Below are 24,145 nucleotides of genomic sequence, written 5' to 3'. Positions count from 1 at the left end.
TGAGCAGCGTTCCACTGGGACTGGAATGAACAGCCCCTGTCGGAGCAAGAGAGACCAAAAAGCCAGTCAGTTGATCTGACTGGCTTTTTACATTGGCATTGCGGTCGGGCAGGGGACTAAATCAGGAAGGGAGCGGCATCACCCGGTTGCGCCCCAGCTCCTTGGCCTTGTAGAGCAGCTTGTCGGTACGTTCGACCAGACAGTCTGCGCTCTCCTGACCGTTGAACTCACCCACGCCAAACGAGGCTGTGATGTGGTCGATGCGACGGCCCGATTTGCGATCCAGAATCGACATCCGCTCGATAGCGCGGCGCATGCTTTCCGCCATCTGTCTGGCCAGCGCCAGCGAGCGATGGGGGACCAGCATGGCGAACTCCTCCCCACCCAGCCGATAGGCGGTGACTCCCTCCTTGCAGGCATCGCGCAGCCGTTTGCTGAAGGCGCGCAGCACCTGATCGCCGAGCAGGTGCCCATATTCGTCGTTGAAGTTCTTGAAGCGATCGATATCAGCAAGGATCAGCGAGAAGGGGTGCTGGCTGCGGATCAACCCCTCCAGCTCCAGATCGAAGGCGCGGCGGTTGAGCAGGTTGGTGAGGGCATCTTCGTTGGCCAGTTTGCGTGTCTCGTTGAGCGCCGCCCGCAGCTCCTTGATCTCTTTCTCCGCATTGCTGAGCTGGTTGCGAAAGTGCATGGTGGACATGCGCACGTCCCGTGATTCGCGCACCAGCTCCCGCAGGATCCCCATGGTGTCTTCCAGGCTGAAGCCCTCGTCATCAATGCGGCTGAGCTTGTCAAAACTCTTGTCGAGCATCTCCTGAAACATGCCGGTATCGGAGATGGCGTCCTGCATGGAGTGGCCGAGCTCGTTGGCCATGGCGGCGAGGCTCAGTTTCATCGCCTCCATCTGCTTCTCGTCCTGAGCGGCCAGATACTGGTGATAGAGTCGCTCGCAGGTGGTGAGCGAGCAGGTTCCCTGCATTTTGACTGCCTGATCGATCGCCTGGTTGAGCTCGGGCATGCTGGCCGAGACATAGTTGTACCACAGGTGGTAATTGTCCGGCGTCGTGGGGATCTGGTACTTGATCATCAAAGGAACCGCCTGTTTGAGATAGGCGGCGGATTGGGCAAATGTATCCTTACTCATGAGTTCTGTGTCTCATCATGCCAGCGAACTGAAGATAGTATGACAGAGAGATTGGCCAAAAGGCAGCCGATGGATGCCATTCGCCCCCCCCTCCGATATAATGGCACCGTTACCACCTACCCTAAGGCCTGCTTATGTCTCAAAAAGATCCTTTCCTCGAACGCGAGGCCGAAAAATACGATAACCCCATCGCCAGTCGCGAGTTGATCCTGGAACTCATCAAGGGCCATGAAAAGCCCATGTCCCGTGAAGAGTTGGCCAAGGTCCTCAAGCTGAAAGATGAAGAGCCGTTGGAAGCCTTGCGTCGTCGTCTGCGCGCCATGGAGCGTGATGGACAACTGGTATTCACTCGCAACCAATGCTATGCCCTGCCGGATCGCCTGAATCTGGTCAAAGGTTATGTAATCGGCCACAAGGATGGCTTCGGTTTTCTGCGTCCGGAAGGTGGTGGTCCGGATCTGTATCTGAACAACCGAGAGATGCAACGCCTGATGCATGGCGATTACGTGCTGGTGCAACCGACCGAGATCGACCGCAAGGGTCGTCAGGAAGCGCGTCTGGTGCGCCTGCTCAAGTCCCGTGAGGCAGATATTGTCGGCCGTTACTTCGTCGAGAATGGCGTTGGTTTCGTGGTGCCGGATGACAGCCGTATCGGCCAGGACATCATCATCCCGGAAGGGGAAAACAAAGGGGCTCGTCAGAGCCAGGTCGTGGTTGTGCGGATCAATCAGCGCGCCACCTCCCGCATCAATGCCGTCGGCACAGTACTGGAAGTGCTGGGCGAGAACATGGCGCCGGGCATGGAGATCGAAATTGCCCTGCGTACCCACGGTATCCCGCACACCTGGCCGGAAGAGGTGACCAAAGAGGTTGCCGGTCTCGGCGAGCAGGTGCCGGAGAAAGCCAAAGAGGGCCGCATCGACCTGCGCGCCCTGCCGCTGGTGACCATCGACGGCGAAGATGCCCGCGACTTCGATGACGCCGTCTTCTGTGAAGCCAAACGCGGTGGTGGCTGGCGTCTGTGGGTTGCCATTGCAGACGTCTCCGCTTACGTGAAGCCCGGCACGGCGCTGGATGCCGAAGCGTATCAGCGCGGCAACTCCGTCTACTTCCCCGAGTTCGTGGTGCCCATGCTGCCGGAGGTGCTCTCCAACGGCCTGTGTTCCCTGAACCCGCAAGTTGACCGTCTCTGCATGGTGTGCGAGATGACCATCTCCGCCGCTGGCCGTATGTCTGGCTACAAGTTCTACGAAGCGGTAATGAACTCTCACGCCCGTCTGACCTACACCAAGGTGGCGGCGATCCTCGACGGGGATCCCAAGCTGCGCCAGCAGTATGACCCGCTGGTGGGCCATATTGAGGAACTCAACAACCTCTACAAGGCGCTCAAGCATGCCCGCCACCAGCGTGGTGCGGTGGAGTTCGAGAACGAAGAGACCCGCTTCATCTTCAACGCCCAGCGCAAGATCGACCGCATCGTGCCGCTGGTGCGCAACGATGCCCACAAGATCATCGAAGAGTGCATGATCCAGGCGAACGTGGCTGCTGCCCGTTACATCGAGAAGAACGAAGCCTTTGCCCTGTTCCGGGTCCACGACCGTCCGGGCGAAGAGCGTCTGACCGGTTTCCGCGATTTCCTGGCCGAACTGGGTCTGGAGCTTAAAGGCGGACTCGAGCCCGAGCCGAAAGACTTTGCCGAGCTGGCCGCCAAGTTTGAAGGGCGCCCCGATGCGGAGCTGCTCTCCACCATGCTGCTGCGCTCCATGCGTCAGGCCATCTATCAGGCCGACAACATCGGTCACTTCGGTCTGGCGTTGAAGTCCTACGCGCACTTCACCTCGCCAATCCGTCGCTATCCCGACCTGATCCTGCACCGGGCGATCAAGTATCAGACCGCCAAGGAGCAGCAGGGCAACCTGCGCCACAAGTGGACCCCGAGCGGTGGTTATCACTACCAGCTGGAAGAAGTGGACCCGATGGGCGAGCACTGCTCCATGACCGAGCGCCGTGCCGACGATGCGACTCGCGACGTGGCCGACTGGCTCAAGTGCGAGTACATGCTGGATCACGTGGGTGACGAGTTTGACGGCGTCATCGCCAGCGTCACCGGCTTTGGCTTCTTCGTGCGTCTGGCGGAGATCCACATCGATGGTCTGGTGCACGTCAGCACCCTCACCAACGACTACTACCAGTTTGATCCCCTGCACATGCAGCTGATTGGCGAGAACTTCCGCCGTCGCTACCGTCTGGGCGACAAGGTGCGGGTCAAGGTGATGGGCGTGAACCTGGATGATCGCAAGATCGACTTCGTGATGGTGGAAGAGCCGCTCAAGGCCACCGGCAAGAACGCCAAAGAGATGGCGCGCAAGCAGGCCGAGATCAAGAAAGAGAAGGCCAAGAGCGCCCAGCGCCACGAAAAACGTAAAGAGGGCAAGGATCACGGCAAATCCGACAAGGGTGGCCGCGCCAAACCCAGCAACAGACGACCGAGCAAAAAGGCTCGCGATAAGGCCAAGAGCACTAAATGAGTACTGAACTGATCTACGGCATTCACGCTGTCACCGCGCTGCTGGAGCGCACACCCGAGCGCTTTATCGAAGTGTGGGCCCTCAAGGGGCGCGATGACGACCGGCTGCAACCCCTGCTGACCGAGCTGGAATCCCTCGGCCTCAAGGTGCAGAGCGTGAACCGCAAGACCCTTGATGACAAAGCGGAAGGCAACAATCACCAGGGCATTATGGCCCGGGTGAAAGAGGCGCCGAAGCTCGCCGAGCACGATCTGGCTAGCCTGCTGGATGAGTTGGCGGCACAACAGAACCAGCCCTTCCTGCTGGTGCTGGATGGCGTGACCGATCCGCACAATCTCGGCGCCTGCCTGCGCAGCGCCGATGCTGCCGGGGCTCATGCTGTCATCGTGCCGCGGGACAAGGCCACGGGTCTTACCCCAATCGTGCGCAAGGTTGCCTGTGGCGCGGCCGAAGTGGTGCCGCTCATTCAGGTCACCAACCTGGCCCGCACCCTGCGCGAATTGCAGGAGCGCGGCGTCTGGATTGTCGGCACCGCTGGCGAGGCCGATCACGACCTCTATCAGGCCAAACTGACCGGCCCGATGGCGCTGGTGATGGGGGCTGAAGGTAAAGGCATGCGCCGTCTGACCCGCGAACATTGCGACGAGCTGGTGAGCATCCCGATGGCGGGGGCGGTATCCAGCCTCAACGTCTCGGTGGCAACCGGCGTTTGCCTGTTTGAAGCCGTGCGTCAGCGTCGCGGTTAATCATGCTGACTGACAGACCCCCCTTCGATTGGGCGCAGGTCGCAGATAAAGAGGAGGCCGCGCGCCTCCTCTCTTTTGCCCGCCCGCTGACCCTCAGCCCGAAAAGCTGCCTCTGGCACGCCGGCGACAGCCCGGATCTGCTGGTCAGGGTGGAGCAGGGGCTGCTGCGGGCCAAGCTGGTGCTGGAGGATGGCCGCGAGTACATCAAGGAGTTCTACTGGGAGGGGGACGAGTTTCTCGATTTCCACCACCTGCTCAGTGGCGAGCCGGCCCGCTACAGCGTGGAGGCGCTGGAGTCTTGCAGTCTGCAGCTGTTCAGTCTGGCCGACCTGCGCCAGCTGCCCGGCTGGCCGCGCTGGTATCAGCACCTGCTGGAGGTGCAGCTGCGCATCAAGGAGGAGAAGGAGCAGTTGCTGCTGACCGGCAGCCCGCAGGCACGCTATCAGCACTTTCTGGACAGCTTTCCCGCACTTGATGCCAGAGTGCCTGACCACCAGATCGCCGCCTATCTCGGTATCACACCCATCAGCCTGAGCCGCATTCGCAAACGGCTGAAAGAACTTAACAAAGGTTAATGCGGGGCGCTGGCGCCACGATTATGCTGGCAGGCCGAACTGATAAGGAGTTGCCGATGAACTGGATCCTGAAACCCTGGTCTGAACTGACCACTGACGAGTTGTATGAGTTGCTGGCGCTGCGGGCCGAGGTGTTCGTGGTGGAGCAGACCTGCCCCTTTCAGGATCTGGACGGGCTCGATCGCCGCGAGGGGGTCTGGCACCTGCTCGGTTATCAGGGCGAGCTGCTGGCCGCCTATGCGCGGATCATGGCGCCCGGCATAGGTGATGAGAGCGGTGCCGCCATCGGCCGGGTGGTAACTTCACCCAAGGCGCGTGGCGGTGGTCTCGGTCACCAGCTGATCAGCGAGGCGGTCAAAGCGTGCGAGGCACACTGGCCGACCCACAGCATCTGGCTTGGTGCTCAGGCCCATCTGCAGGGCTTCTACGGCCAGCACGGTTTTGTGGCGGAAGGGGAAGGCTATCTCGAAGATGATATCCCCCATATGGGGATGCGCAGAGTGGTGGCATAACCACTCGTCAGAGTGATTCAGAATGCAGAAGGGCGATCCCGCGGGATGGCCCTTCTCTTTATCGCCAGGCGATCACTTCTTCTTTTTCTTCTTGGCGGACTTCTTCTTGTCGACCGGCTTTTTCTTCTTCACCGGTACCCGCGCTTCCTTGTGTTTCGGGCGCAGCTCGTCGATCACCCGGCGCTTGAGGCGCTCCTCGGTGTAGCGTTCGATCTTGGCGACCATCGCCATGTCGTGGGCTTCCACCAGGCTGATGGCACAGCCACGGTTGCCAGCGCGGCCGGTACGGCCAATCCGGTGGACGTAGACATCGGCGCCGTAGGGCATGTCGTAGTTGATGACATGGCTGACGTTCGGCAGGTCGATGCCGCGGGCGGCGACGTCGGTGGCGATCAGGAAGGGCACTTCCCCTTCGTGGAACTTGCGGATCGACTCGATACGCTTGCTCTGCTCCATCTCGCCACGGATCCAGGCGCAGGAGATACCTGCCGCCTGCAGCTGGCCGGAGAGCTCCGCCAGACGCTCGCGAGTCTTGACGAAGATGATGGCTTTCTGGGTTTCCGGATCTTTCAGGATATGGGTCAGCAGCGCCAGCTTGTGGGCGGCGTCATCAGCCAGATGGATCCACTGGGTAATGGGTCGACGTTCGCTGCGGGGCGGTTCGGCGTGCAGCTCCACCGGATCCTTGAGGATCTCGTTGGCGAACTTCTCGAGACCAGCCCCTTCCAGGGTGGCGGAGAAGAGCATGGTGTGCTTGCGGTAGCGCGCCTCTTCCACGATGCGGTTCACATCCTTGATAAAGCCCATGTCCAGCATGCGGTCCGCTTCATCCAGCACCAGCACTTCGATGTCGTGGCTCTCGAACTCCTCTTTCTCGATGTACTCGAGCAGACGGCCCGGGGTGGCCACCACGATGTCGGTGGTTTTGGTCAGGGCAGGCAGCTGCTCTTCATGGCTGACGCCGCCGATGATGGTCTCGATGCTGAGGTTGGTGTGAGCCGCCAGCGCCTTGGCGTGGGCGGTCACCTGCAGCGCCAGCTCACGGGTCGGGGTCAGGATCAGCATGCGGCAGGGGCCCGGCTTGCGGCGCGGGAAGTCCAGCAGGTGCTGGAGTGCCGGCAGCAGGAAAGAGGCGGTCTTGCCGGTACCGGTCGGTGCGGATGCCAGAATATCGCGGCCGTCCAAGGCTGGCTCCAGCACCATCTGCTGGATGGTGGTGGGGCGGGTGAATCCCATCTCGGCCAAGGCCCGGTTGAGGGCGGGGTGCAGGTCGAAATCATCAAAGGACTGGCTCATGGCAATACTCGGTCATTAAGGAAACGGCAGATTATAGGCGATTATCTCGTCGGCTCCTATTGGTGAGTGTGTCTTAGCCGCTATAATCGCCCACCATTTTTGCAGATGACGGGGGCCAGATGGGACGTAGTCGCGGATTTACCTTCAAACAGTTCCATATCAATCACGATCGCTGCGCCATGAAGGTGGGTACCGATGGCATTTTGCTCGGTGCCTGGGCGCCGGTCGAACAGGCGCGTCGAGTGCTCGATATCGGCACCGGCAGCGGCCTGATCGCCCTGATGCTGGCCCAGCGCAGCAGATCTGACTGCCGTCTTGATGCGGTCGAGCTGGATATTAATGCGGCCAGTCAGGCGCGGGAGAATGCGGCTGCTTCTCCCTGGGCCGATCGGGTGACCGTCATAGAGAGCGCTATTCAGGATTATCAGGCCGACCCTTATGATCTTGTCGTCTCCAACCCTCCCTATTTCGTGGCAGGCCAGTCATTTAGCGATCCGGCGCGGGCGTTGGCCCGCCATACCGGCGCCCTCGACAGCCACGCATTACTGGCGGCCTGCGATCGTTTGCTGAGCCCGAACGGGCAGGTGGCGCTGGTGCTGCCGACGGCGATGGCCGATGAAATTTTATGCATTTCGGCGAATTATGATCTGCATGGCATTTGTTATACAGCTGTTATCACCAGACAGGGTAAAGAGGCAAATCGTGTTTTATTGCTACTTGGCAGAGGATTAAACAGGTGTGAGAGGGGTGAAATTGTGATCCATTCTGCTGATGGGGCCTATTCCGACAGATATATCCAACTGACCAAGCCCTTCTATTTGAAGATGTAAATTTCGTCTTGAACTATTTTTTCACGCCATTATGCTGGTTCCAGATCGAGCGCCCGCTCCAGACCAGCTAAAACCACTGGTTGCGATGAAAAAACATGCGGGGCTCTTTTTTTATACCCCCTGAACACACTCGGTCAGCGACCGATAAAAACTATAACAAGCAATAATTTACAAGACAGACGAGGTTGAACTTGACGAAATCACTCACATTGTCCGATGTACTCGGATTAGGGTTTATGACCTTCGCCTTCTACCTGGGCGCCGGTAACATCATTTTCCCGCCGTTGGCCGGTTACATGGCTGGTGAGCACCTCTCCCTGGCGATGTTTGGCTTCCTGGTCACTGCCGTGGGCCTGCCTCTGGTAACCATTCTGGCCGTGGCGAAAGCCGGTAACGGTTGGGCTGGCATGACCAAACTGCTGCCTGCCGGTGTCGCGACTGCGCTGGCCGTTGCCATCTATATCATCATAGGCCCAGCCTTTGCCGCGCCCCGTACCGGTCTGGTTGCCTACGAGATGGGCCTCAAGCCGTTCATCGGTGACATGGGTCAGGTTGGTCTGGCTGCCTATACCGTGATCTTCTTTGGTGTGGCCATTCTGGTCTCCATGAACCAGGGCAAGCTGATGGACGCCATCGGCAAATACCTGACTCCGGTACTGATGCTGCTGCTGCTGACTCTGGCTATCGGGGTATTTGTCGCGCCGCAAGGCTCCATGCCTGATGCGTCCGGTGACTATCAGAACAGCCCCTTCGTCAAAGGTATCCTGGAAGGCTACAACACCATGGACACCCTGGCGTCCCTGATGTTTGGCGCCCTGATCGTCGATCTACTGCGCCAGAAAGGCATCAACGATTACAAGAGCCAGTTCAAGTATCTGGCCATTGCCGGCCTTATCTCTGCCGTTGGTCTGAGCGTGGTGTACGTCTCCCTGTTCCAGCTGGGTAACACGGCCGCCGGTGTGGCGACCGATGTCAGCAACGGTGGCGCCATCGTCAACGCCTACGTACTGAGCCTGTTTGGTCAGCCGGGTCAGTTCATTCTGGCGGCCATCATCACTCTGGCGTGCTTTACCACTGCAGTCGGTCTGATCTCCGCCTGTTCCGATTTCTTCCACAATCTGACCGGCATGGCTTACAAAAAGCTGGTGGTGTTGCTGGGCGTTATCTGTGCCGTGGTGGCCAACGTGGGCCTGAGCCAGCTGATCAGCCTCTCCATTCCGGTGCTGGTTGCCATCTATCCGGTTGCCGTGGCGCTGGTACTGGTCACCTTCCTGAAGGGTTACTTCGGTCGTCCCCGTCTGGTGTTCCGTGGGGTGTTGATGGTTGCCTTCCTGTTCGGTTGCCTGGATGGTCTGGGTGCTGCCGGTATGAAGATGGATGCGTTTGCCTTCCTGCCGCTGTTCGACAAGGGCCTCGCCTGGCTGATGCCGACCCTGCTGGCCTGCGTAGTTGGCGTGATGGTGCGTCCGACCGAGATGGCTGCCGAAGCTGCCTGATCACACCCGATCTGATATTGCCAAGAGCCTGCCCCGTGCAGGCTCTTTTGTTTTCTGTGAACCTCGCATTTCACCTCGCTTTGCTGCCGTAATTGTCACCGTACGCAGATAGCATCTGAGCAGCCGTATTTTGCCGCTATAACCCACTCCCCTCTTCTTGCCTTCCATACCTACGTGTGACACCTCTTTATGGTGCGCTGAGTTGTTCGGCGATTAATTCCACAGCGGTAAATTGTTTCAAGATATTAATTGGTGATTGAGATCGAACTCCTCTTCTTTATGCTAAAGGTGGTGCGCCTCATCCGGTCCGCGGGCCGTGTGGGGGCGAGAGGTATTGTTACCGGTTATCTGCCAGGCAGTGGGTGCAATCAATAACAAGCTGATAAGGCAGATGAGGTTGAGTTTGACGAAATCATTGAAGTTGTCCGACGTATTCGGATTGGGGTTTATGACGTTTGCCTTCTATCTGGGGGCTGGCAATATCATTTTTCCGCCGCTGGCCGGTTTTATGGCTGGTGAGCATCTGCTGGCCGCCATGTGCGGCTTTTTGCTAACGGCGGTGGGTTTGCCGCTGATCACCCTGATTGCGGTGGCCAAGGGGAGTTCGGGGGGCGGCGCGAGTGGCTGGACCGGAATGACCCGCTATCTGCCCGCCGGGGCGGCGACGGCGCTGGCCATCGCCATCTATATCATCATGGGGCCCGCCTTTGCCATTCCCCGCACCGGTCTGGTCGCCTACGAGATGGGGCTCAAGCCCTGGCTTGGCGATACCGGTCATGCGGGGCTGCTGATCTACACCCTGAGTTTCTTTGCGCTGGTGATCCTGGTGGCGCTTGATCGGGGCAAGCTGCTTGATGCGGTCGGCAAGTATCTGACCCCAGCCCTGATGGCAATGCTGCTTATTCTGGCGGTCGGGGTCTTTATGACGCCGCAGGGCACCATGCCTGATGCCAGCGGTGAGTACATAGATGCGGCTCTTACCAAAGGAATGCTGGAGGGGTACAACACCATGGATACCCTGGCCTCCCTGATGTTTGGTGCCCTGATCATCGGGTTGCTGCGCCAGAAGGGGATCGAGGATTATCGCAGCCAGTTCAAATATCTGACCATCGCAGGCTTGATCTCGGCAGTCGGGCTGTCGGCGGTGTATGTCTCGCTCTTTCAGCTGGGCAACAGCGCCGGTGGGGTCGCAAGCGATATCAGCAACGGCGGCGCCATCGTCAATGCTTACGTCCTGAGTCTGTTTGGTCAACCGGGTCAGTTTATTCTGGCTGCCATCATCACCCTGGCCTGTTTTACCAGTGCGGTCGGCCTGCTCTGTGCCGGTGCCGACTACTTCCATGGCCTGACAGGTTGGGCCTATCGCAACTGGGTGATGCTGCTGGGGGCGCTCTGTGCAGTAGTGGCCAATGTGGGGCTGAGCGAGCTGATCGGCCTCTCGATTCCGGTGCTGGTGGCCATCTATCCGGTTGCCATCGCGCTGGTGCTGGTGACCTTCCTCAAGGGATGGTTTGCCCAGCCACGGCTGGCGTTTCGCGGCGTGCTGACGGTCGCCTTTCTGTTTGGTTGCCTCGATGGGCTGGGGGCTGCCGGGATGGCGATGGAGGGCTTTGCCTTCCTGCCGCTGTTCGACAAGGGGCTTGCCTGGCTGCTGCCGACTCTGCTGGCCTGCATCGTCGGCATCCTGGTGCGACCAAGCGGGAAGTTGGCGGCCGAAGCGGCTTGATTCAGAAACAACGAGATAGCAAAGAGGCCAGCAACTGCTGGCCTCTTCTGTTTCTGCCGGATCCGTTACCGGATCAGATTTGCGGGCCTGACGGCTTGGGTTTGCCCTCCAGACCATACCAGTGGGTTTCTACCCGTCCGGCATGCCACTCGAAGGTGCCCCAGGGCTGCTTGGCTTCCCAGCGCGGGAAGTTGATGAGCACCCGGTTATCTTCGTACTTGTAGAGGGAGGTGCTGATCTGAATGTCCGACAGGATCAACAGCAGGGCCCAGCAGATGAAAATCCATTTCAATGCTGTCCACATAGGGTTACTCGAAGCAGATTTCGATAGTGGCGCGACCGAAATCCGATTCGAACGGCATCATGATCTTGGTGCCATCGGCACGGTGGGTAATGGTGTGGTTGGGGCCGGAGACGATGATGGGGGTCGCCATGTCAAACTCGTAGCCCTTCTCGCCCAGCATCCGCTTGGCACCGCCGGTCACCATGTTGGTGATTTCACCGACCATGTCGGTCACCTCTTCGTTGATGTTGGCGGGCGCTTCCCCCAGCATGCGGCGCATGATCTCCAGTGCCAGTCCCTTCTCGAAGCTGATGGAGAGGGAACCACGGGTCTGCGGGCCGACCATGCCGATCAGGCCGGAGACGTCGCCGCGCGCCAGCTCATCCATCTTGCGTTTCGGTTTGCCCGGTTTGAGTTCCAGCTGTGCCATGGTCGAGAGCACATTGAGCAGGGATAGCAGGAACGGATTTACAAAATCAGCCTTCATGATGACTTCCTACAGTGGGCGTACAACGGGCACATTGGCCATGTGCCTCTATCGTCTTATTGGTAATAGTAAAACCATGCAAGTGGGCCTGCTCGGAAAACGCGCTATCGATCGCCGTATCGTGAAGCTCGACCACATCCCCGCACTCGTCGCAGATCAGCAACTGCATCGGGTGAGCGTGATCGAAGTGGCAGCAGAAGATAAACGCGTTGAGAGATTCCACCTTGTGAGCAAAGCCCTGTTCGAGCAAAAAATCGAGTGCCCGATAGACGGTTGGCGGCTTGGCATTGGCTTCGGTTTGTTGCAACTGGGCCAACAAATCATAGGCGCTGATGGCGTTGCCGTGTGCCGCCAGCAGGCGAAATACCTGACGTCGGGTCGGGGTGAAGCGGATCCCTCGCTGTATACAGAGTCGCTCGGCTCGTTGTAAAAGTTGGTCTTGATTCATGATCGCGCAGATACCCTTTCTATTAGCCGGATACTATCACAGGGCCTCGCATGGCGCGGCGACAAAATTCATTTTCTGGGGCTGCTTCACGTTGTGATAAAATCCGCCCCTTTCTTTAGCCAACCCGGATGATTTTTATGCAGGCGCAGCGTTTTTCCATCGCCCCCATGCTGGACTGGACTGATCGGCATTGCCGTTACTTTCATCGACTGATGAGCCGCCAGACCTTGCTCTATACCGAAATGGTGACCACCGGTGCCATCATCCACGGCAAGGGGGATTATCTGGGTTACAGCGAGCAGGAGCATCCCATTTCTCTGCAGCTGGGTGGCAGCAATCCGGCCGATCTGGCGCGCTGTGCCAAGCTGGCCGAGGAGCGCGGCTATGACGAGGTGAACATCAACGTCGGCTGCCCCTCCGATCGGGTGCAGAACGGTCGCTTTGGTGCCTGCCTGATGGGTGAACCGGCGCTGGTGGCGGACTGCGTCAAGGCGATGCGCGATGTGGTCGATATTCCGGTGACGGTGAAGACCCGTATCGGTATCGACGATCAGGACTCTTACGAGTTTTTGCAGGCCTTTATCGAACAGGTGCGCGATGCTGGTTGCGACACCTTCATCGTCCATGCCCGCAAGGCGTGGCTGAGTGGCCTGAGCCCCAAGGAGAACCGCGAGATCCCGCCCCTCGATTATCCCCGCGTCTATCGGGTCAAGCAGGATTACCCGGAGCTGACCATCGCCCTCAACGGCGGCGTCACCTCCATGGAGCAGACCCTTGAGCACCTGCAACACGTCGATGGCGTCATGATGGGGCGTGAAGCCTATCAGAACCCCTACATTCTGGCGCAGGTGGATAATCTGGTGTTCGGCCAGAATAACGCCGTGCCTAGCCGCCATGAGGTGGTGCGGATGATGCTGCCCTATATCGAGCAGGAGCTGGCCAAGGGCAACTACCTCTCCCACATGACTCGCCACATGCTGGGGCTGTTCCAGAACATGCAGGGTGCCCGCGCCTGGCGTCGTCACCTGAGTGAGAACGCCTGCAAACCGGGCGCCGGTATTCAGGTGGTGCTGGATGCCATGGCCAAGGTGCCGGAGTTTGCCGCCAGCGAGACGGCCGAATAAGCCAATTGTGCCAAGGCAAGAGCAGCCAAAAAGCGCGTCAGTTGACGCGCTTTTTTGATCGCTGTCGCTTCAATATCTGAACTGGTTGATCAGCAGCGAGAGATCCTGCAGCCGCTCTACCAGCAGGGTGATGCCATCGAGGGCCTGCCTGCTGTTGTCGGCAGTGTGGCTGGCCAGTTGGTGGATCTGGTGCACCCCTTCATCGAGCGTCGCCGTGACGTCGGCCTGCTGACTCACCGCTTGGGCGATCTCGTCGCTGGTGCGGGTTACCTGCCCCAACATTTGGTTTATCTGGGTAAGCACATCGGCGGTGGTGCCCGCGTGCTGCTGGCAGCGCACCGAGGTCTGCGCCCCTTGTGTCATCCCCTCCGACAGCTGTCGTGTAGTCTGTTGCAGCGCCTGGATCATCTCGTGGATCTCGCTGGTCGAGGCTCGGGTCTTCTGGGCCAGCGCCCTCACTTCATCCGCCACCACGGCAAAACCGCGCCCCTGTTCGCCCGCCCGGGCGGCCTCGATGGCCGCATTGAGGGCGAGCAGGTTGGTCTGGTCGGCGATTTGACTGATCACCTCTAAAATGCCGCTGATCTTCTGGCTGTCGCTGGTGAGCTGGGCCAGCACGGCGTGGTTGGCATCCAGCTCCTGATGGAGTTGGTTGACGGCAGAACGGGTGGTCGCCAATGCTTGCAGCCCCTCATCGGATACCTGCTGTACCTCTATAACCAGATTGCTCGCCTCATGGGCACTGTGGGCCACATCCCGAATGGAGTGGCTCAACTCGGTGATGGCGGTCGCCAGCTGCTCGCTGTGGGCGCGCTGCTGCTGCAGATGAGTATCAATGGTCTGGATATTGCCCCGGTCATCTTCGGCTGCCTGCAGGATCTGCTGGTTGGTGTCGGCACTGCGCCCGATCACAGCCTTGAGCTCGGCCTGCTTCATCCGCAAGGCCAGTTCAACGGCCGCCAGGGTGTCGCGCCGTCGGGTGTAGAGCACCTGACAGAGGCGGGTTCCCTTGTCTTGATCGGCAAGGGTGAGCAGATGAGCCAGCCGTTGCTGCAATCGCCAGCCGTGGATTGCCTGTGCCAACAGCAACAAGGCGGTGGGCAGCAGCCATAACAGGTTGCCGGTGGCAAAGGTAGCAAGGGTGGTGAACAAGGCAGAAACGGAGAGCCAGAGGGTCAGCCGACCCGGTTCAATGTGAAAGCGGCTCAGCCAGGGAAGCGCCTTGCCGCTGCGCAGCAGGCCATAGAGCTGCTCGGCCCAGGCCACATCGCTGGCGGCGGGTTTGGTGCGTACCGACTGGAACTCGACGATCTCCTTCTGCGCATTGAGGATCGGGGTGACGTAAGCGTTTACCCAATAGAACTGGCCGCTTTTGGCGCGGTTCTTGACCAGCCCCATCCAGCTTTTGCCCTGTCGCAGCCGCTGCCACATGTCGGCGAAGGCCACCTTGGGCATGTCGGGGTGTCGCACCAGATTGTGGGGTACCCCTTCCATTTCGGCCGCACCATACCCGGCCACATCACAGAAGTGCTGGTTGGCATAGGTAATGTGACTGACGGGATCCGTGGTCGAGATGAGTGCGATGTTGTCGGGGAAGTGTATCTCCCCCTCCTGATGGAGTTTGGTCATGTGTCGTTCCTGAAAAAGCCAACCAACTGATAACTATGTTTTTTATTGTCGTTCTCAGTTAATCATTCTAAGGCTCTTCAGTGCCCCGAACTTGGCTTGGGTCAATTAATCAACACAATGAATTGATGAAGTGAGGGTCAGCTGGCCGGGGTGAAATCGTGAACTTCACCCTTTCTTGGGGCGAGGCGAGGATCATCATCTTTGTACTCATGTACAAGCTGCATGGTTTTGCAGAAGCTGGCTTGTTTGTCGTACTCCTGACGAGCCAACTCGATGGCCCGCTCGGCCCGGCGCCGCTCCATCTTGTCAGACTTGCGATCGCTGAACTGTTGCTGCTGATGCAGCATCCAGCCGACAAACTCTTGCTGGCATTGGGATTCGCTATTGGCCTGCGCAGGCAGGGTCCACAACAACGAGAGCAGTATCAAATAACGCATGTCTGGCTGGGTATTGAAGATTAATTGAACAGAAGGGGCGGCATTTTAGGCTGGAAATCGGGGTGTGAACAGTATCAATAGCGAGGCCCTGCGGGGCCTCGCATCGTTGTGGCCGGTGTCAGTGTTTGACGAGGTAGAGTTGGCGGCTGTAGGCCACATCTTCCGGGTTGTTGATGGGGTAGCCCTTGAGCCATGGCTTGATGAGTCGGGCATTGGTGTACTGGTAGATGGGGGCGATGGGGGCTTGATCCAGCAGGATCGCCTCCGCCTCGCCAAACAGCTTGCTGCGACTGGTGGTATCCTGGGTGCTGGCCGCCTCTGCCAGCAGCTGGTCATAACGGGCATTGGCAAAGCCAGCCATATTGCCGCTGTGACGGGAGCCCCACAGGCCGAGGAACGCTGAAGGGTCGTTGTAATCGGCGACCCAGGAGGAGCGGATAACCTCGAACTGACCGCTCTGGCGACTGTCGAGATAGGTTTTCCACTCCTGATTGGTCAGCTCGACCTCGGCGCCCAGCTTCTGCTTCCACATGCTGGCAATCGCCAGCGCCATCTTCTTGTGAATTTCCGCGGTGTTGTAGAGCAGGGTCAGCTTGAGCGGCTTGTCCGGGCCGTAACCGGCCTCCTTGAGCAGGGCCTTGGCCTTGCTGTCCAGCGTTGGCTGGCTGCTGATGGAGAGCAGGTTGGCGGCCGGGGTGAAACTGGCCGTCACATCCGGAGTGAAGTGATAAGCCGGTTTCTCGCCGGTGCCGAGCACCTTGTCGGCGATCAGAGCGCGGTCGATGGTGTAGGAGAGCGCCTTGCGCACCCGCACATCGTCGAGCGGCGCCTGCTTGGTATTGAAGGCGTAGTAGTAGGTACCGAGCTGATCCGGGGTGTAGACCTCATTCGGGATCTGCTGCTTCAGCTTGTCGTACTGCTCTTTGGGGAAGGATTCGGTGATATGCAGATCGCCAGCCAGATAGCGGTTGGTCGCCGCGCTCTCCTGATTGATCGGCATGAAGATCACCTTGGTCAATACGGTATGGGCCCGATCCCAGTAATAAGGGTTGGGGGTCAGCTCCAGCTTCTCGTTGACCACCCGGTTGTTCAGCACAAAGGCACCGTTGCCTACCAGTTTGCCGGCTTGAGTCCACAGGTTGTCGTACTGCTCGATGCTGGCCTGATGGAGCGGCGACAGGCTGGGGTGGCTCAGCAGGTTCAGGAAGTAGGGCACCGGTTGGGAGAGGGTCACCTGCAGGGTGTGGTCATCAAGGGCCTTGACCCCCAGTTCGCTGGCAGGCAATTTGCCAGCGACTATTTCGTCCACCTTGTCGAAACGGGCCAGCTGGGCGAACCAGGCGAAGGTGGCCGCCTCTTTCGGGTCGACCAGCTTGCGCCAGCCGTAGACGAAGTCACCGGCCTTGACCGGATCGCCGTTGGACCAGCGCGCATCCGGGCGCAGATGGAAGGTAAAGAACTGGTTGCCGTTGTTCTCCCAGCTGGCCGCCACCCCGGCAACCGGTTTGCCATCCGGCCCCTGGGTCAGCAGCCCCTCGAACAGATCCCGCAGTACCTGCAACTCCGGCAGGCCGACCAGCTTGAGCGGGCTCAGGCTCGCAGGTTCATCCTTGAGGTGGCGAACGACAATCTGCTCGGCGGCGAGTTGTGTTCCGGCGGGAATATCGGCAGCCTGGACAGCAGCACAGCCCAGCAGGGCCAGCAAGGGGGTCCATCCTTTCATGGGTCGGATCCTTCAAATAGTGTGAAGCGGGGAGAAAACTCGGCGAGAAAATATCGCCGACAGATGGGAAATCATGATATCCCGTTTGCTGGTCTGACCGCCAGCATTCGACTCTCACTCCCAATCGGGGTAGAAGAGCGTTCCCGGCGTCTGTGCAATTCAATGTGGTGAGGAGTGTCAAACGATGAAAGCATGGTTATTGCTGGCCTGTGTGTTGAGCCAGGGTGCCTGGGCGTTGGCCCTGTGCCAGAGCGACACGGCGGTGGGCAACTGGTGCGAGATCGGCATCGATGCCTTGCACCCGACTCAGGGGGGCGTCGGCCAGATCCAGGTCGATGAGACCCAGGCCACATTGGCTGGCATGAGCGCAAAGCAGCTCGACAAGTTGATGAAAAAGAAAGAGATCCCCGTGGTGATTGCGCCGGATGGCAGTTACTGGCTGGTGGACAGACACCATCTCACCAAGGCTTTGTGGCAGCAGGGCGTCAAGGATGCGCGGGTCAAGGTGATTGGCCGCCTGCAGGACAAAGCCAACTTCTGGAGCCAGATGCAGAACAACCACTGGGCCTGGCTCAAGGATGAGAAGGGACAGCCGCTGACTCCGGAGCAGTTGCCGACCAGTATCGACAAGCTGCCTGATTATCCCTATCGCACCCTCGCCGGACTGCTGCAGAATGCGGGCTACTTTCGTAAGGACAAACAGGTCTATTTCGTCGAGTTTGCCTGGGCCAGCTGGCTCGGCAAGCAGATGCAATGGATGCCGGTGGACAGCGCCAATCTGGCGGCCCGCCTGCAACAGGCCAAACGGCTCGCCTGCGGCAGCGATGCCAGTGACTTGCCCGGTTATCCCGGCAAGCAGTGCAGCCTCAACCAGTCCAAAAGCGCGCAGTGAGTGGATGTGCGATGACGGCGTCCAGAGCATGCCGGAGATAACAGAGGGCGACCCCGGGGTCGCCCTTATGCTGTCAGCTACTGGTTAACGGTGGTCACTCATGGCGCTCCGCCCAGTGGGCAGCCGCCTGTTCAAGCAGGGCGACGTCACCTTGCTGGATCAGCGGTAGCAGATCGTTGACCTGTTGATCCCGCCAATCCCACCAGGCGAGGGCCTGTAGCCGGGCAATTTCCTCCTCGCCAAAGCGCATCCGCACCACCCTGGCCGGGGTGCCCGCCACCATGGCATAGGGCGGCACATCCTGATTGACCAGCGAACGGGCGGCGATGATGGCGCCATCGCCAATAGTGACACCGGGCATGATCATCGCCTCCATGCCGATCCAGACATCGTTGCCGATGCGGGTATCACCTGCGGGGTGGTAGCTGCGCTGGAGCGCGTCCAGATCGGCGAACGGATAGGTGCTGATGAAGGACGTGTTGTGGGTGTGGTTGCCGCCCATGATGATCTTTACCCCGGCGGCAATCTGCACATAGTCGCCGATATGGAGACGGTCGATATGCCAGAGCGGCTCCCAGCCGGTTTCCGGGCTGCGGCTGAAGGGATCGCCATGGAGGTAGCGCACCGCCATCTCTTCGAAGGGGCCATCCCAGGCGCCCGAGTAGTAGCTGTGCTGCCCCTTGAGGCAGATATTGGGATTGGTCACCGTCAGGTGCAGGTATTCGACCTGCGACCAGTGTTGGCAGGTGTTCATGCTGGTACTCCTTTGCTGAATGGATCGGATGGGTTGCGTTCGCGTGAGCGAAGCTAATAGATCCAGACCAGCATGCGGGGCACGCAGAGCAGGGAGCAGCCCAGCATCTGCGGGAGGCGAGGTTGCATTGTGGTGTGCTCTAAAGATAAGAGGGAAGGGCGCGATCATAAGGTCGGGCGCCGGGTTTGCCAAGGTTGCGCAGAGATCCTGCACTAACCCTCTGGTTGATATTTATTCTCAATTAGCCATGATAGCACTCCCACCATGACGGACTCGGGAGAGCGAAATGACACCGCAAAGTTGGCAACGATACATGCTGGAGGCGGAACGTGCCTGGCAGGCCGGTTCGCTGGGGGCGGCGATCTGCTTTTATCAGCAGGCGCTGGGGGATGTTTACGAGATGACCCAGGTCGAGTTGACCGAACTGGCCACCATGCGGGTCGCCACCTGTCACCGGCTGGCCGACTTCTGGCGGGCGATGGATGAGCCGACTTACGAGCTGCGCTACCTGAAACTTGCCTCCGAGCTGGTCACTGCGCTGGTGCCACAATGCCCCAACCGGGAGTGCGAGGCGCTGATCAGCGAGTTGGGTTGCTGTCGAGGAGCCCTGCTCGCGTTTCTCAAGCGTCACCCCAATCCGGAAATTGCCCGGCTGATCCAGCTGCAGGACAAGGTGCAGGGCTGCGAGCTGATCGGCCGTTTTCGCCTCAACTGAACGGATGTGGGCGCGGCTCAGCCCCGCCGTTTGAGTTTCTGGGCGATGCGCTGCTGCGCCTCTTCCCCTTGCAGTGCCTGGGCGAAGGCGCGCGCCTCCAGATCGATGACAAAGTGCACCGCCTGTTTGAGCTCCTGTTTCAGTAGCGCCTTGCTCTTTTGCAGCGCTCTGGGCGGCTTGGCCGCCAGCTTCAGCCCCTGCTCGCGGGCAAAGGAGAGCAATCCATCGGCCGCCACCACCTTGTTGGCGAGCCCGAGTTGCAGCGCCTCCTCGGCATCCATCGCCTCGGCCAGCAGCAACAGCTCCGCCGCCTTGAGGTGCCCCACCAGACGCGGCAGCAGCAGGCTGGAGGCAAACTCCGGCACCAGACCCAACTCGACGAAAGGAAGCTGCAAGCGGGCGTTATCCCCTAGATAGACCAGATCGCAGTGCAGCAGAATGGTGGTACCGATCCCCACCGCCGGGCCTGCAACGGCGGTGACCACGGGTTTGGGGAAATCGGCCAGGGTGTGGAGGAACTGCAGTATGGGGTCGTCGGGCTCCAGCGAACTCTTGCCCATAAAGTCGGCCAGATCATTGCCCGCGGTAAAGCAATCTTGCTGCCCCTGCAACAGCAGGACATGCACCTCCTCATCGGCTGCCGCCTCTCGCAGCGCTGCCACCAGTTGCTTATAGAGCTCGGTATTGAGGGCGTTGCGCTTGTCGGGGCGGTTGAGGGTCAGGGTGAGCAAGCCATCCTGCTGCTCGGCAATGAGAATGGGGGCCATGTCTAAATCCTTGTTATTGAAAGGTGCAAAAAAGGTTGCTGCTGGGGTAATCTTGGCGCCGTTTAACAACATCATAAAAGGATTTCAACCATGTTTAAACGTGCGTTTTATTCTCTGCTGGTTCTGGGGATGACTGCGCCTGCACTGGCCAAGGTCGAGGCTGTCGACGGCTATGTGCGCCTGTTGCCGCCGGGCTCCCCCAACACTGCCGCCTTTATGGTGCTCAAGAATGACGCCGACCAGCCGGTCAAGCTGGTGGCGGCGGCTTCTGCTGCGGCCGGGCGTGCCGAGCTGCACACTCATCTGCACGAAAATGGCGTGATGAAGATGCGTCAGGTCGAGAATATCGAGATCCCGGCCAAGGGCGAAGCGGTGCTGAAACCGGGCAGCCTGCACATCATGTTGTTCGAGGTGGGCACGCTCTCCGAGCAGACCCCTTTCCCGCTCACCCTCACCATGGACGATGGTCAGAAGCTGGATCTGTCACTGTCGGTGAAGCCGATTGAGCCGATGGCAGAGATGAAGCATATGAAGCACTGACATTTGTCGTCGTTTGTTCAGGATTGACGCTGGGTATTTTGGCTGCACCGAGTAAAATAGTGCTCTTTTCCATGTATGCAAGAGGAAGTGACGTAATGAAAAAGACGCTGATTGCCGGTTTTGTGCTGGCTCTGTGCAGCCAGAGTGCCATGGCCGCTGACGACTGGCGTTTTGCCGCCGGTGCCGACGTATGGGCCGCCAAGGGCAGTGGTCAGGCTTATGGCACCAGTGCTGATGGCAGCTATGACGACAGCTACAACTGGAACGGCTATCTGCAACTGGAACACGGCATCATCTTCCTGCCGAACGCCAAGTTTGAAGTCTCCGATTTCAGCACCTCCGGCGGCAACTTCAAGAACGATCTGACTGCCTACGATCTGAGCCTCTACTACCGTCTGTTCAACAACGATCTGTTCAAGATCGATCTGGGTATGACCGGTCGTCACTACGATGGCGAGCAGGTCTACTTCGGTCGCAAGGGTTATGACGAAGATACCCTGATGGCCTATGCCGGCAGCGAAGTGAAGATCCCGGGCACCGGCATCGCCTTCTTCGGCGATCTGCGCACTCACGATGCGGACAACTATGACTACCGTCTGGGTGGTTCCTACAAGTTCTCCTCCATGCCGATCAAGCTGCGTGCCGGCTGGCGTGAAGCCAAGGTCGACTTCGCCAATATCGACCAGTCTGTCGATGGCTGGTTCATGGGCGGCGAATTCACTTTCTAATCTGACGTTGTCTGACAACGGGGGGGATATTCTTCGCCAATAGCTATCAGAGCGTTCTGTCGATGGCTGGTTCATGGGCGGCGAATTCACCTTCTAATCTGCCCGTCAGCTGACGGCGAGGAGCAATCATGGGCCACATCATAGTGACAGGCGCCGGTTCTGGTCTCGGCCGGGCGCTGACCATAGGTCTGGTTGAGCGGGGCCATCAGGTCTCCATGATGGGGCGCCGTTATCAGCGACTGCAGGAGCAGGAACAACTGCTCGGCAGCGCGGTGATCGGCATCGCGGCCGATCTGGCGCACCATGAAGAGGTTGACGTCGCCTTCGCTGCAGCGGTGGAGTGGGGCGGGCAGCCAGACATGGTGATCCACTGCGCCGGGGTGGGCGAGTTTGGCCCGGTCGGTGTCTACACCGCTGAACAGATCCGCCGGGTGGTGGAGAGCAACCTTATCTCCACCATTCTGGTGGCCCAGCAGACGGTGCGGCTTATCGGTGAGAAAGGCGGAGTGCTGGCCAATGTGCTCTCCTCCGCCGCTCAGGTGGGCAAGGCCAACGAGAGCCTCTACTGCGCCTCCAAATGGGGGATGCGCGGCTTTCTGGAGTCACTGCGCGCCGAGCTGAAAGGCTCGCCACTGCGGCTGGTCAACCTCTACCCGAGCGGGATCCGCAGCGAATTCTGGGATAACTCGGATCATGTGGACCCGAGCGGTTTCATGACCCCGGAAGATGCGGCGGCCTATATGCTCGACGCACTGGAAGCCAGAAGCAGCTGCCACGTGACTGACCTCTTTATCGGTCGCAATCCCTGAGGCAACCCTTCATCCGGTTGCCGTCGTCAGCACACAGAAACAAAAAGCGCGCCAAATGGCGCGCTTTTTTATATCGGGAAGAGGGCGGGATTAACGGCCCAGCTTGGCCTTGAGCATGGCGATGATGTCGCTGATGGCCACTTCCTGCTTCTCGCCGGTGCGGCGGCACTTGTACTCCACCACGTCGTTGTCCAGACCGCGATCGCCGATGACGATGGCGTGCGGGATGCCCAGCAGCTCCATGTCGGCGAACATCACGCCCGGGCGCTCTTTACGGTCGTCGAACAGCACGTCCACACCGGCGGCTTTCAGCTCGGCGTAGAACTGCTGTGCCTGCTCGGCCACGCGCTCGGACTTGTGCATGTTCATCGGCACGATGGCCACTTCGAACGGGGCGATGGCGTCCGGCCAGATGATGCCGTACTGGTCGTTGTTCTGCTCGATGGCGGCAGCTACCAGACGGGAAACCCCGATACCGTAGCAACCCATCTCCATGGTGACGGACTTGCCAGCTTCGTTCAGCACGCTTGCTTTCATCGCTTCGGAGTACTTGGTACCCAGCTGGAAGATGTGGCCCACTTCGATGCCGCGCTTGAGCAGCAGCTTGCCCTGGCCGCACGGGCTCGGGTCGCCTTCCACCACGTTGCGCAGGTCGGCAACTTCGTAAGCGGTGATGTCGCGATCCCAGTTGGCACCGGTCAGGTGGAAGCCGGTCTCGTTGGCGCCGCAGACGAAGTCCGCCAGATGGGCGGCGCTGCGATCGACGATGATGCGACCGGCAAAGCCGACCGGGCCGATGGAGCCTGCATCGCAACCGGCGGCAGCTTTAATCTGCTCGTCGTTAGCGAAGGTCAGCGGGTTAGCCACGCCAGCCAGTTTCTCAGCCTTGATTTCGTTCAGCTCGTGGTCGCCACGCAGTACCAGCGCAATGACGGCCTGCTTGCCGTGCTCATCCTCCTCTGCCAGTACCAGCAGGGTTTTGGCGATGGCGGTCGGTGCCACGTTCAGGAAGGCAGCCACTTCGTCGATGGTGTGGACGTTCGGGGTGGCAACCTTGGTCAGGGCTGCGGTGGCGGCAGCGCGCTCACCAGCCGGTGCCAGCGCTTCGGCCATCTCGATGTTGGCGGCGTAATCGGAGCTGTCGGAGAAGGCGATCAGATCTTCACCGCTCTCGGCCAGCACCTGGAATTCGTGGGAACCGGTACCACCGATGGAGCCGGTATCGGCCTGCACCGGACGGAAGTTCAGACCCATGCGGGTGAACGCCTTGCAGTAGGCGGCGTGCATCTTCTCGTAGGTATCGACCAGAGACTCTTTGTCGATGTGGAAGGAGTAGGCATCCTTCATCAGGAATTCGCGGCCACGCATCACGCCGAAACGGGGGCGTACTTCGTCGCGGAACTTGGTCTGGATCTGGTAGAGGTTGAGCGGCAGCTGCTTGTAGCTGTTCACTTCGTAACGCACCAGCGCAGTGATCACCTCTTCGTGGGTCGGGCCCAGCACGAAGGGACGGTTGTGGCGGTCGGTCAGACGGCACAGCTCGGGACCGTAGTCATCCCAGCGGCCGGACTCCTGCCACAGCTCGGCGGGTTGCACTACTGGCATGGAGACTTCGACGGCACCAGCATTGTTCATCTCTTCGCGAACAATGTTCTCGATTTTCTTCAGTACCCGCAGACCGGTTGGCAACCAGGCATACATGCCGGAGGCCAGTTTACGGATCATCCCGGCGCGCAGCATCAGCTGGTGGCTGACAACTTCAGCGTCGGAGGGGGTTTCCTTGAGAGTGGAAAGCAGATATTGGCTGGTACGCATCGCGGTAGACCTTAGCTAGAACGGGCGCGGGGCCCAGGATAATTTCAAGGGCGGAATTTTAACAGGCTGGGCGTTGCGGCCCAAGGGCTAAATTTGCCGCAACCCGAAAGGTGGCCACGCCCGGCAGATGGCCAGGGGCAA

24 protein-coding genes are annotated in these 24,145 nt (G+C 59.6%); 13 read left to right on the top strand and 11 right to left on the bottom strand.

Annotated elements, in window-relative coordinates; translation table 11 throughout:
* Positions 1–121: 121 nt before the first annotated feature.
* Entirely contained in the window at positions 122–1,144 is a 1,023-nt protein-coding gene (locus ACTG2S_RS19100) for a GGDEF domain-containing protein (RefSeq protein WP_019445736.1), read from the bottom strand.
* Between the two features lie 134 nt (positions 1,145–1,278).
* On the opposite strand from ACTG2S_RS19100, the gene rnr reads away from it, so the two are divergent.
* Genes rnr through ACTG2S_RS19080 form a run of 4 tightly spaced genes read left to right on the top strand, consistent with a single transcriptional unit; the run spans position 1,279 to position 5,505 of the window.
* The gene (gene rnr, locus ACTG2S_RS19095) at positions 1,279–3,672 is read left to right on the top strand and encodes a ribonuclease R (protein WP_274161120.1); all 2,394 of its coding nucleotides are present in this window, start codon (positions 1,279–1,281) and stop codon (positions 3,670–3,672) included.
* On the top strand, positions 3,669–4,418 hold the full coding sequence (gene rlmB / locus ACTG2S_RS19090) for a 23S rRNA (guanosine(2251)-2'-O)-methyltransferase RlmB (protein WP_069530024.1): 750 nt from the start codon (positions 3,669–3,671) through the stop codon (positions 4,416–4,418). The genes rnr and rlmB overlap by 4 nt, the downstream gene beginning before the upstream one ends.
* Positions 4,419–4,420: 2 nt before the next feature.
* Entirely contained in the window at positions 4,421–4,993 is a 573-nt protein-coding gene (locus ACTG2S_RS19085) for a Crp/Fnr family transcriptional regulator (protein ID WP_201946734.1), read from the top strand.
* A gap of 56 nt (positions 4,994–5,049) precedes the next feature.
* On the top strand, positions 5,050–5,505 hold the full coding sequence (locus ACTG2S_RS19080; RefSeq protein WP_201946733.1) for a GNAT family N-acetyltransferase: 456 nt from the start codon (positions 5,050–5,052) through the stop codon (positions 5,503–5,505).
* Between the two features lie 72 nt (positions 5,506–5,577).
* Here ACTG2S_RS19080 and srmB read toward each other — a convergent pair whose 3' ends face one another.
* Positions 5,578–6,801: an ATP-dependent RNA helicase SrmB gene (gene srmB / locus ACTG2S_RS19075; RefSeq protein ID WP_005335816.1), complete on the bottom strand. Its 1,224-nt coding sequence runs from the start codon at positions 6,799–6,801 to the stop codon at positions 5,578–5,580.
* Positions 6,802–6,920: 119 nt separating this feature from the next.
* Here srmB and ACTG2S_RS19070 point away from each other — a divergent pair, with 119 nt between their 5' ends.
* From ACTG2S_RS19070 to brnQ (ACTG2S_RS19060), 3 genes are all read left to right on the top strand, one after another.
* Entirely contained in the window at positions 6,921–7,631 is a 711-nt protein-coding gene (locus ACTG2S_RS19070; protein WP_274161121.1) for a tRNA1(Val) (adenine(37)-N6)-methyltransferase, read from the top strand.
* Between the two features lie 191 nt (positions 7,632–7,822).
* Positions 7,823–9,127, top strand: a complete 1,305-nt coding sequence (brnQ, locus tag ACTG2S_RS19065; RefSeq protein WP_040067130.1) for a branched-chain amino acid transport system II carrier protein — start codon at positions 7,823–7,825, stop codon at positions 9,125–9,127.
* A 448-nt stretch (positions 9,128–9,575) separates the two neighbouring features.
* The gene (gene brnQ, locus ACTG2S_RS19060) at positions 9,576–10,853 is read left to right on the top strand and encodes a branched-chain amino acid transport system II carrier protein (RefSeq protein WP_274161131.1); all 1,278 of its coding nucleotides are present in this window, start codon (positions 9,576–9,578) and stop codon (positions 10,851–10,853) included.
* A 73-nt stretch (positions 10,854–10,926) separates the two neighbouring features.
* Here brnQ (ACTG2S_RS19060) and ACTG2S_RS19055 read toward each other — a convergent pair whose 3' ends face one another.
* Genes ACTG2S_RS19055 through zur form a run of 3 tightly spaced genes read right to left on the bottom strand, consistent with a single transcriptional unit; the run spans position 10,927 to position 12,071 of the window.
* Complete coding sequence (locus ACTG2S_RS19055; RefSeq protein WP_439983107.1) at positions 10,927–11,157, bottom strand: hypothetical protein; 231 nt, start codon at positions 11,155–11,157, stop codon at positions 10,927–10,929.
* A gap of 4 nt (positions 11,158–11,161) precedes the next feature.
* Positions 11,162–11,623 carry a chemotaxis protein CheX gene (locus tag ACTG2S_RS19050; RefSeq protein ID WP_005335807.1) on the bottom strand — a complete coding sequence of 154 codons (462 nt, stop codon included), beginning with the start codon at positions 11,621–11,623 and terminating at the stop codon, positions 11,162–11,164.
* Positions 11,613–12,071, bottom strand: a complete 459-nt coding sequence (gene zur / locus ACTG2S_RS19045) for a zinc uptake transcriptional repressor Zur (RefSeq protein ID WP_005335805.1) — start codon at positions 12,069–12,071, stop codon at positions 11,613–11,615. The genes ACTG2S_RS19050 and zur overlap by 11 nt, the downstream gene beginning before the upstream one ends.
* Before the next feature lie 137 nt (positions 12,072–12,208).
* Between zur and dusA the strand changes: the two genes are divergently transcribed.
* On the top strand, positions 12,209–13,195 hold the full coding sequence (gene dusA / locus ACTG2S_RS19040; RefSeq protein ID WP_075115995.1) for a tRNA dihydrouridine(20/20a) synthase DusA: 987 nt from the start codon (positions 12,209–12,211) through the stop codon (positions 13,193–13,195).
* Positions 13,196–13,264: 69 nt separating this feature from the next.
* Here dusA and ACTG2S_RS19035 read toward each other — a convergent pair whose 3' ends face one another.
* The 3 genes from ACTG2S_RS19035 to ACTG2S_RS19025 all read right to left on the bottom strand — a co-directional run bounded on the left by ACTG2S_RS19035 (position 13,265) and on the right by ACTG2S_RS19025 (position 16,984).
* Positions 13,265–14,824: a methyl-accepting chemotaxis protein gene (locus ACTG2S_RS19035; RefSeq protein WP_274161122.1), complete on the bottom strand. Its 1,560-nt coding sequence runs from the start codon at positions 14,822–14,824 to the stop codon at positions 13,265–13,267.
* Between the two features lie 137 nt (positions 14,825–14,961).
* A complete protein-coding gene (locus tag ACTG2S_RS19030) occupies positions 14,962–15,261 on the bottom strand; it encodes a hypothetical protein (protein WP_013723462.1) in 300 nt (99 codons plus the stop codon).
* A gap of 118 nt (positions 15,262–15,379) precedes the next feature.
* Positions 15,380–16,984 carry a peptide ABC transporter substrate-binding protein gene (locus tag ACTG2S_RS19025; RefSeq protein ID WP_274161123.1) on the bottom strand — a complete coding sequence of 535 codons (1,605 nt, stop codon included), beginning with the start codon at positions 16,982–16,984 and terminating at the stop codon, positions 15,380–15,382.
* A 184-nt stretch (positions 16,985–17,168) separates the two neighbouring features.
* Between ACTG2S_RS19025 and ACTG2S_RS19020 the strand changes: the two genes are divergently transcribed.
* Entirely contained in the window at positions 17,169–17,876 is a 708-nt protein-coding gene (locus tag ACTG2S_RS19020; RefSeq protein WP_439983105.1) for a ParB-like protein, read from the top strand.
* A gap of 94 nt (positions 17,877–17,970) precedes the next feature.
* Here the strand turns inward: ACTG2S_RS19020 and ACTG2S_RS19015 are convergent, their stop codons facing one another.
* Positions 17,971–18,630, bottom strand: a complete 660-nt coding sequence (locus ACTG2S_RS19015; protein WP_274161124.1) for a CatB-related O-acetyltransferase — start codon at positions 18,628–18,630, stop codon at positions 17,971–17,973.
* A 286-nt stretch (positions 18,631–18,916) separates the two neighbouring features.
* Between ACTG2S_RS19015 and ACTG2S_RS19010 the strand changes: the two genes are divergently transcribed.
* Positions 18,917–19,345 carry a DUF2753 family protein gene (locus ACTG2S_RS19010; protein WP_005335785.1) on the top strand — a complete coding sequence of 143 codons (429 nt, stop codon included), beginning with the start codon at positions 18,917–18,919 and terminating at the stop codon, positions 19,343–19,345.
* A 17-nt stretch (positions 19,346–19,362) separates the two neighbouring features.
* On the opposite strand, the gene ACTG2S_RS19005 is transcribed toward ACTG2S_RS19010, so the two are convergent.
* The gene (locus ACTG2S_RS19005; RefSeq protein ID WP_274161125.1) at positions 19,363–20,112 is read right to left on the bottom strand and encodes an enoyl-CoA hydratase-related protein; all 750 of its coding nucleotides are present in this window, start codon (positions 20,110–20,112) and stop codon (positions 19,363–19,365) included.
* Positions 20,113–20,202: 90 nt separating this feature from the next.
* On the opposite strand from ACTG2S_RS19005, the gene ACTG2S_RS19000 reads away from it, so the two are divergent.
* The 3 genes from ACTG2S_RS19000 (at position 20,203) to ACTG2S_RS18990 (ending at position 22,189) form a co-directional block, all read left to right on the top strand.
* Complete coding sequence (locus tag ACTG2S_RS19000; RefSeq protein WP_274161126.1) at positions 20,203–20,652, top strand: copper chaperone PCu(A)C; 450 nt, start codon at positions 20,203–20,205, stop codon at positions 20,650–20,652.
* Between the two features lie 95 nt (positions 20,653–20,747).
* Positions 20,748–21,380, top strand: coding sequence for a TIGR04219 family outer membrane beta-barrel protein (locus tag ACTG2S_RS18995; protein ID WP_005354809.1), 633 nt, complete (start codon positions 20,748–20,750; stop codon positions 21,378–21,380).
* A 128-nt stretch (positions 21,381–21,508) separates the two neighbouring features.
* A complete protein-coding gene (locus tag ACTG2S_RS18990) occupies positions 21,509–22,189 on the top strand; it encodes an SDR family oxidoreductase (RefSeq protein WP_042052437.1) in 681 nt (226 codons plus the stop codon).
* A 90-nt stretch (positions 22,190–22,279) separates the two neighbouring features.
* Here the strand turns inward: ACTG2S_RS18990 and ACTG2S_RS18985 are convergent, their stop codons facing one another.
* Positions 22,280–24,004, bottom strand: coding sequence for a proline--tRNA ligase (locus tag ACTG2S_RS18985; protein WP_274161127.1), 1,725 nt, complete (start codon positions 24,002–24,004; stop codon positions 22,280–22,282).
* Positions 24,005–24,145 lie beyond the last annotated feature (141 nt).

The organism is Aeromonas sp. 82P, assembly GCF_051919365.1.
GTDB classification, from domain to species: Bacteria; Pseudomonadota; Gammaproteobacteria; order Enterobacterales; family Aeromonadaceae; genus Aeromonas; species Aeromonas veronii.
Note: the sequence above shows the minus strand (reverse complement) of the source record. Positions and strands in the feature narration are given on the sequence as shown.

What these genes read in the sequence shown, in the direction of transcription:
- ACTG2S_RS18995 (WP_005354809.1), top strand. Translation starts at nt 20,748, where the DNA reads ATGAAAAAGACGCTGATTGCCGGTTTTGTGCTGGCTCTGTGCAGCCAG.
- ACTG2S_RS19025 (WP_274161123.1), bottom strand. Translation starts at nt 16,984, where the DNA reads ATGAAAGGATGGACCCCCTTGCTGGCCCTGCTGGGCTGTGCTGCTGTC.
- ACTG2S_RS19000 (WP_274161126.1), top strand. Translation starts at nt 20,203, where the DNA reads ATGTTTAAACGTGCGTTTTATTCTCTGCTGGTTCTGGGGATGACTGCG.
- ACTG2S_RS19100 (WP_019445736.1), bottom strand. Translation starts at nt 1,144, where the DNA reads ATGAGTAAGGATACATTTGCCCAATCCGCCGCCTATCTCAAACAGGCG.
- ACTG2S_RS19015 (WP_274161124.1), bottom strand. Translation starts at nt 18,630, where the DNA reads ATGAACACCTGCCAACACTGGTCGCAGGTCGAATACCTGCACCTGACG.
- zur (WP_005335805.1), bottom strand. Translation starts at nt 12,071, where the DNA reads ATGAATCAAGACCAACTTTTACAACGAGCCGAGCGACTCTGTATACAG.
- rlmB (WP_069530024.1), top strand. Translation starts at nt 3,669, where the DNA reads ATGAGTACTGAACTGATCTACGGCATTCACGCTGTCACCGCGCTGCTG.
- srmB (WP_005335816.1), bottom strand. Translation starts at nt 6,801, where the DNA reads ATGAGCCAGTCCTTTGATGATTTCGACCTGCACCCCGCCCTCAACCGG.
- ACTG2S_RS19035 (WP_274161122.1), bottom strand. Translation starts at nt 14,824, where the DNA reads ATGACCAAACTCCATCAGGAGGGGGAGATACACTTCCCCGACAACATC.
- ACTG2S_RS19070 (WP_274161121.1), top strand. Translation starts at nt 6,921, where the DNA reads ATGGGACGTAGTCGCGGATTTACCTTCAAACAGTTCCATATCAATCAC.
- ACTG2S_RS19005 (WP_274161125.1), bottom strand. Translation starts at nt 20,112, where the DNA reads ATGGCCCCCATTCTCATTGCCGAGCAGCAGGATGGCTTGCTCACCCTG.
- dusA (WP_075115995.1), top strand. Translation starts at nt 12,209, where the DNA reads ATGCAGGCGCAGCGTTTTTCCATCGCCCCCATGCTGGACTGGACTGAT.
- ACTG2S_RS19050 (WP_005335807.1), bottom strand. Translation starts at nt 11,623, where the DNA reads ATGAAGGCTGATTTTGTAAATCCGTTCCTGCTATCCCTGCTCAATGTG.
- brnQ (WP_274161131.1), top strand. Translation starts at nt 9,576, where the DNA reads ATGACGTTTGCCTTCTATCTGGGGGCTGGCAATATCATTTTTCCGCCG.
- ACTG2S_RS19030 (WP_013723462.1), bottom strand. Translation starts at nt 15,261, where the DNA reads ATGCGTTATTTGATACTGCTCTCGTTGTTGTGGACCCTGCCTGCGCAG.
- ACTG2S_RS18990 (WP_042052437.1), top strand. Translation starts at nt 21,509, where the DNA reads ATGGGCCACATCATAGTGACAGGCGCCGGTTCTGGTCTCGGCCGGGCG.
- ACTG2S_RS19080 (WP_201946733.1), top strand. Translation starts at nt 5,050, where the DNA reads ATGAACTGGATCCTGAAACCCTGGTCTGAACTGACCACTGACGAGTTG.
- rnr (WP_274161120.1), top strand. Translation starts at nt 1,279, where the DNA reads ATGTCTCAAAAAGATCCTTTCCTCGAACGCGAGGCCGAAAAATACGAT.
- ACTG2S_RS19020 (WP_439983105.1), top strand. Translation starts at nt 17,169, where the DNA reads ATGAAAGCATGGTTATTGCTGGCCTGTGTGTTGAGCCAGGGTGCCTGG.
- ACTG2S_RS18985 (WP_274161127.1), bottom strand. Translation starts at nt 24,004, where the DNA reads ATGCGTACCAGCCAATATCTGCTTTCCACTCTCAAGGAAACCCCCTCC.
- ACTG2S_RS19085 (WP_201946734.1), top strand. Translation starts at nt 4,421, where the DNA reads ATGCTGACTGACAGACCCCCCTTCGATTGGGCGCAGGTCGCAGATAAA.
- ACTG2S_RS19055 (WP_439983107.1), bottom strand. Translation starts at nt 11,157, where the DNA reads ATGTGGACAGCATTGAAATGGATTTTCATCTGCTGGGCCCTGCTGTTG.
- ACTG2S_RS19010 (WP_005335785.1), top strand. Translation starts at nt 18,917, where the DNA reads ATGACACCGCAAAGTTGGCAACGATACATGCTGGAGGCGGAACGTGCC.